The 6,483-nt window shown below is 71.6% G+C and carries 5 protein-coding genes and 1 pseudogene; 3 read left to right on the forward strand and 3 right to left on the reverse strand.

The genetic code is table 11. The annotated features are described in order from the left end of the window. A pseudogene (locus KS423_RS35185) lies at nucleotides 1–421 on the reverse strand (peptidase M4 family protein); the annotation flags it as partial. Between the two features lie 397 nt (nucleotides 422–818). Then, nucleotides 819–2,447, reverse strand: a complete 1,629-nt coding sequence (locus tag KS423_RS35190) for a M4 family metallopeptidase (protein WP_224283810.1) — start codon at nucleotides 2,445–2,447, stop codon at nucleotides 819–821. A gap of 496 nt (nucleotides 2,448–2,943) precedes the next feature. Here KS423_RS35190 and KS423_RS35195 point away from each other — a divergent pair, with 496 nt between their 5' ends. From KS423_RS35195 to KS423_RS35205, 3 genes are all read left to right on the forward strand, one after another. Beyond that, a complete protein-coding gene (locus KS423_RS35195) occupies nucleotides 2,944–3,480 on the forward strand; it encodes a MarR family winged helix-turn-helix transcriptional regulator (RefSeq protein WP_224283811.1) in 537 nt (178 codons plus the stop codon). Between the two features lie 76 nt (nucleotides 3,481–3,556). Then, nucleotides 3,557–3,898 (forward strand): DUF3817 domain-containing protein, encoded by a 342-nt coding sequence (locus tag KS423_RS35200; RefSeq protein ID WP_224283812.1) that lies wholly within the window; start codon nucleotides 3,557–3,559, stop codon nucleotides 3,896–3,898. A 167-nt stretch (nucleotides 3,899–4,065) separates the two neighbouring features. Then, nucleotides 4,066–5,751, forward strand: coding sequence for a methylmalonyl-CoA mutase (locus KS423_RS35205; RefSeq protein WP_224283813.1), 1,686 nt, complete (start codon nucleotides 4,066–4,068; stop codon nucleotides 5,749–5,751). A gap of 108 nt (nucleotides 5,752–5,859) precedes the next feature. Here KS423_RS35205 and KS423_RS35210 read toward each other — a convergent pair. Beyond that, nucleotides 5,860–6,483: TetR/AcrR family transcriptional regulator (locus tag KS423_RS35210; RefSeq protein ID WP_263455573.1), on the reverse strand; the 624-nt coding region annotated here is incomplete at its 5' end.

Here is a 6,483-nt window from a genome sequence, read left to right on the forward strand (position 1 = left end):
CCCGGACCGCGGCGGTGGCCGCCTCGGCGGCCTGGGGCGCGGCGAGGCCCGGGGTCAGGCTGGGAACCGACAGCCGGCCGGCGAAGGCCTGGTCGACGGACTTCACCGAGCCGTCGGCCTTCTGGTGGACGACCAGGTCGCCGCCGATCACCGGAAGGCCCGCGTAGGTCCGGTCGTACCGAAGGTGGCGGGTGCCGTCCTTGTCCACCACCACGTCCTTGGGCACCAGCTTCTCCTGGCCGCCGAGGGCGAGGGCCTGGGCGACCGGGGCGCTCTGCCCGGAGGCCAGCGCGAGCAGCGCGGACTGCTGCTGCGCCGGCGAGGGGGCGGCGGCCTGGGCGGGGACGGCGGCGATCTGGATGACGCCGGCCAGCAGGGCGGTGGCGGAGAGTACGGCTCCGACAGTCAGCTTTCGCTTCACGTACGGGGGTTCCTTCCACGAGACCCGCGGGTGCGTGCGGGTGCGCCGCGTACCGGGGCGCCGGGGTTGGCGCCGTTGGGGCGGTAGGGCGCGGACGTGCCGGTCCCGCGCGGTTCCTGACGTTCCGCCGGAAGTGGGTGGGGCGGCGGAGGTCGGACGGGACGTGGTCAGAAGCATGACAATCGTTGGCAGGGATGGACAGGGCGCCTCCGGGGATTGGCCAGGAACCGCCAGTCCCGGTACGGATGGTTCGGGTGCCGCCCGCTGCCCGGTTTCGGCGGTTCGTCCCCCTGGCGGGACTCCGCCAGCCGGACGGACTTGACAGCCGTCCGGAACGGCCGGACGCCCGGCACCTCCCGCCGGAGGTCCCGGGCGTCCGATGCGCCTGTGGGATGCGTCAGTTGACGTTGACGGCGGCCCAGGTCGCGGCGACGGCGCTGTACTCGGCGCTGGTCGCGCCGTACAGGTCGGCGGCGGCCTTCAGGGTCGCGGTGCGGGCGCCCGCGTAGTTGGTGGTGGAGGTCATGTAGACGGTCAGTGCCTTGTACCAGATCTGCGCGGCCTTGTCCCGGCCGATGCCGGCCAGGGTCGAGTTGTTGTAGGTCGGGCTGTTGTAGCTGACGCCGTTGATGGTCTTGGCGCCGCTGCCCTCGGCGAGCAGGTAGAAGAAGTGGTTGGCCACGCCGGAGGAGTAGTGGACGTCCTTGCTGCCGACCGAGGACGACCAGTAGTCGGCCGAGGCGCCGTCCTTGGAGGGCTGATCCATGTAGCGCAGCGGGGTGCCGTTGCCGTTGATGTTGATCTGCTCGCCGATCAGGTAGTCCGGCTTGTCGGCGGGCAGGTTGGCGGACCACTCGACCATGGTGCCGAAGATGTCCGAGGTGGCCTCGTTCAGGCCGCCGGACTCGCCGGAGTAGTTGAGGCCGGCGGTGGCGGAGGTGACGCCGTGGGTCATCTCGTGGCCGGCCACGTCCAGCGCGGTCAGCGGGTGGGTGTTGCCGGCGCCGTCGCCGTACGTCATGCAGAAGCAGCTGTCGTTCCAGAAGGCGTTGACGTAGTTGGAGCCGTAGTGGACCCGGCTGGTGGCGCCGACGCCGTCGTTCTTGATGCCGTTGCGGCCGAAGGTGTTCTTGTAGAAGTCCCAGGTGGCCGCCGCGCCGTACTGGGCGTCCACCGCGGCGGACTCGGCGTTGGAGGCGAGGCCGTTGCCGAAGCTGTTGGTGGTGTTGGCGACCAGCGTGCCGGAGCCGGAGGTCTTGTTCTTCAGGGTGAAGGTCGACTGCCCGCCGCGGGTCGCGTCCTTCAGCTGGTAGGAGCTGCCGCTCTGGGTGGTGGTCAGCGGGACGGTGCCGACGAAGACGCCCTTGCCGCTGCCGGTGGCGGTCTGCACCTGCTCGTGGCTGGAGAGCACCTGGCCGCTCGCCGCGTCGGTGACCAGCAGCTGGCTGCTCGGGGTGCCGTCGGCGCGCACGCCCTCGACCGTGGTGCGGTACGCCAGGCGCGGGTTGCCGTCGGTGGCCCACACGACCAGTTCGGCCTTGCCGGTCTGGTGCACGGCGGTCAGCGGGGACTCGTCCTCGTCGGCGGCGATGCCCACGGTGGACTGCACGGCGCCGGTCGCCTGGGCGGCGGCCTTGTCGGCGGGGATCTGCGGGGTGAGGCTCGGCAGGGCGATGGCCGCGCCGATGGCCTTGTCCACGGAGGTGGTCGAGCCGTCGGCCTTCTGGTGCACCACCAGGTCGCCGCCCAGGACCGGAAGGCCGGCGAAGGTGCGCTCGTAGCGCAGGTGACGGGTGCCGTCGGCGTCCACCACGGCGTCCTTGGCCACCAGCTGCTCCTGGCCGCCCAGGGCCAGGGTGTGCGCCACCTTGCCGGCCTGGCCGTTGGCCAGGGCGATCAGGTCGGCGCGCTGTGCGGCCCGGGAGTGCGGGGCGGGGTCCGCCATGGCCACGGTGCTCACCTGGACGACACCGGTGAGCAGGGCGGTGGCGGAGAGTACGGCGACTGCGGCGAGCTTTCGCTTCACGAACGAGTCCTTCCGGGAAACCGCGGTGGGCGCGGTCGCGCCGCGTTCCGGGGGCCGGGGCCGGCACCTGAGGGGCGGAACGGGCGCTGACGTGCAGGCCCCGTGCGGCCGAAGCGGCTTCGCCACCGGTGGGTGGGGGTGGTGGCTACCGAACGGGGTTGGCCGAAAGCATGACAATCGAGCAAATCAAATGACAGGTCTTGCTCATGAATTGGCCAAGTCCCGCCAAGGTGAAGGGTTGTGAACGGGCGGACAAAAGGGGTGAATCGACCGTGCTCGCAGGGGGTTCCCGTCCGAACCGACGCCTGGTGGCGCGGCGCCGGGCCGATCCGGGGTCAACCCCGGTGCGCCGGACGTCCGTTGCCGCACGTTCACACCGGCGCAATGTCCTGGTATAGACCTGGCCGTCCGATTGGCGGGTTCCCGCCACGTGTTGCGCTTGTCCACCATCAGGACGCCTGGTAGCACGCGTCCCGTCCGCCGGTACGGTAAGGAGGTGGCCAAGCCCCTCGCTCTCGACTTCGACCCGATCGCCCGTGCCGACGAGCTGTGGACCCGCCGTTGGGGTGGAGTCCCCTCGATGGCGGCGATCACCTCGATCATGCGCGCCCACCAGATCCTGCTCTCCCGGGTGGACGCGGTGCTCAAGCCGTACGGGCTGACCTTCGCCCGCTACGAGGCGCTGGTGCTGCTGACCTTCAGCCGGACCGGCGAGCTCTCGCTCTCCAAGATCGGCGAGCGGCTCATGGTCCACCCGACCAGCGTGACCAACACCGTCGACCGCCTGGAGCGGGCCGGTCTGGTCGCCCGCCGGCCCAACCCGCTGGACGGCCGCGGCGTGCTGGCGGCGATCACCGGGCGCGGTCGCGAGGTGGTCGAGGAGGCGACCCGGGAGCTGATGGCGATGGAGTTCGGGCTGGAGGAGTACGACGCCGGGCAGTGCCGCCAGGTGTTCGATCTGCTCAGGCCGCTGCGGATCGCGGCCGGCGACTTCACCGAGGGGGCCGAGGGGGCTGCGAAGGAGAGGGCGTGAGGGCGGCTACCCTCGTGTGAGCGGTGCGCGGATCCGGGCGTACCGGCCGACACTGCCGAGCGAGGCGAGGAAGAGTATGAAGGCGACCCCCCTGCTGGGTTGGTACCGGGGCCTGGCCGTTGCGACCGGTGTGGCACTGCTGGTGTTCTGCGGCTTCATGGTCGCGAAGTACGGCTTCGGCGCCGCCGAGGACGTGACCACGTACGTCGCGATGCTGCACGGCTACCTCTACATCGGGTACTTCGTGGTGACCTTCATGCTCGGGCAGAAGCTGAAGTGGCCGATGGGCCGGCTGGTGCTCACCCTGGCGGCGGGCTGCATCCCCTTCCTCTCCTTCGTCTTCGAGCGCAAGGTGGCCCGCGAGGCCGCCGAGAGGCTCCCTGCGGGTGCCGGCGACCGCCAGCCGGCCGGGGTCTGAGCCCGAAGCCTCGCGAGAGCGCCCCTCCCCGGTCGGGGAGGGGCGCTCTCGGCATTCGCGCGGGTCATCCGTCGACAAGTACTAGGACGTCCGAGTAAATTACTAGGACGTCCTAATAGCTGTGCCGCCCGTCGCCGTGGCGGCCGTACGGAGCGGAGTTCGTGGTCATGGACGCCGAGGAGATCGAGCGCGGCCGGCAGCGCTGGCAGCAGCGGTACGACAAGGCCCGCAAGCGCGACGCGGACTTCACCACCCTCTCCGGCGACGAGGTCGAGCCGGTCTACGGCCCGCCCGCCGGGCAGGCCTACGAGGGATTCGAGCGGATCGGCTGGCCGGGCGAGTACCCGTACACCCGCGGCCTGCACCCGACCGGCTACCGGGGCCGCACCTGGACCATCCGCCAGTTCGCCGGCTTCGGCAACGCCCAGCAGACCAACGAGCGCTACCGGATGATCCTGGACGCGGGCGGCGGCGGCCTCTCGGTCGCCTTCGACATGCCCACCCTGATGGGCTACGACTCGGACGACCCGAAGTCGCTCGGCGAGGTCGGCCACTGTGGCGTGGCCATCGACTCGGCCGCCGACATGGAGGTGCTGTTCAAGGGCATCCCGCTCGGCGAGGTCACCACCTCGATGACGATCAGCGGTCCGGCCGTGCCGATCTTCTGCATGTACCTGGTCGCCGCCGAGCGCCAGGGCGTGGACCCGGCGGTGCTCAACGGCACCCTGCAGACGGACATCTTCAAGGAGTACATCGCGCAGAAGGAGTGGCTCTTCGCCCCGGAGCCGCACCTGCGCCTGATCGGCGACCTGATGGCCCACTGCGCCCAGGGCATCCCCGCGTACAAGCCGCTGTCGGTCTCCGGCTACCACATCCGCGAGGCCGGGGCGACGGCCGCGCAGGAGCTGGCGTACACCCTCGCGGACGGCTTCGCCTACGTCGAGCTGGGCCTGTCCCGCGGCCTGGACGTGGACGTCTTCGCGCCCGGCCTGTCCTTCTTCTTCGACGCGCACCTGGACTTCTTCGAGGAGATCGCCAAGTTCCGTGCCGCGCGCCGGATCTGGGCCCGCTGGATGCGCGAGCGCTTCGGCGCCAAGACCGACAAGGCGCAGTGGCTGCGCTTCCACACCCAGACCGCCGGCGTCTCGCTCACCGCGCAGCAGCCGTACAACAACGTGGTGCGCACCGCCGTCGAGGCGCTGGCCGCGGTGCTCGGCGGCACCAACTCGCTGCACACCAACGCCCTGGACGAGACCCTGGCGCTGCCCTCCGAGCAGGCCGCCGAGATCGCCCTGCGCACCCAGCAGGTGCTGATGGAGGAGACCGGCGTCTCCAACGTGGCCGACCCGCTGGGCGGCTCCTGGTACGTCGAGGCGCTGACCGACCGGATCGAGCAGCAGGCCGAGGCGATCTTCCAGCGGATCCTGGACAAGGGCCGCGAGGACCACGAGATCGGCCCGATCACCTCCGGCATCCTGCGCGGCATCGAGGAGGGCTGGTTCACCGGGGAGATCGCCGAGGCGGCCTTCCAGTACCAGCAGTCGGTGGAGAAGGGCGACAAGCGCGTGGTCGGCGTCAACTGCCACCCGCGCAGCGTCACCCCGGAGCTGGAGATCCTGCGGGTCAGCCACGAGGTCGAGCGCGAGCAGGTCCGGGTGCTGCGGGAGCGCAAGGCGGCCCGGGACGAGGCGGCCGTCCGGGCCGGACTGGACGCCATGCTGGCGGCGGCGCGCTCGGGCGAGTCGATGATCCCGCCGATGCTGGACGCGGTGCGCGCGGAGGCGACGCTGGGCGAGATCTGCAACGCGCTGCGCCAGGAGTGGGGGACGTACCAGGAGAACGCGGCGTTCTGACGCGTCGCCCTGCTGACCCTTTGACCCGAGCAGGCCGCCCGTACGGGATCTCCGTACGGGCGGCTTCGCCGTGTCCTCGGCCGGGGCCGGGTTCCCGGCCGGTGGCGGTCAGCAGGCGAAGAGCGGTCCGAGCAGCAGGTCGGTGAAGCGGCGGGTCCACTCCGGGGTGATCGGCTCGCCGCTCACCAGGACGCGGTGCTCGACGGTGCCCGCGATGGTGTCGAAGATGATGTCGACCTCCTCGCGGGCCGACGCGGCGTCGGTGTCCGCCTCCACCTCGCCGCGGGCCTGGGCGGCCGCCCGGCCCTGGCGGACCAGCCGCTTCTGCGGGTCCACGATGGACTCGCGGATCCGGCGCCGCAGCTGCCGGTCGCGGGTGCCCTCGGCGAACAGCGCGAGCAGTGCGGCCTGGGTCTCCGGGCGGGCCAGCAGGTCGGCGAGCTGGGTCACCACGGCCTCGATGTCGGCCCGCAGGCTGCCGAGGTCGGGCATCACCAGCTCGTCGAAGAGGCTGGCGACGGCGTCCACCACGAGCTCGTTCTTGGACGGCCAGCGGCGGTAGAGGGTGGTCTTGGCGACCCCGGCACGGCTCGCCACGTGGCCCATGGTCAGTCCGCCCCAGCCGAGTTCGGCCAGCGCCGCGCGGGTGGCGTCGAGGATCGCGAGGTCGGCGGCGGCGCTGCGCGGGCGGCCCTTGGCCCGGGCGGCGCCTGCGGGTTCCGGGGCCGCGCC

The sequence above is a fragment of the Streptomyces sp. LS1784 genome (genome assembly GCF_020103755.1).
Taxonomy (GTDB): domain Bacteria; phylum Actinomycetota; class Actinomycetes; order Streptomycetales; family Streptomycetaceae; genus Kitasatospora.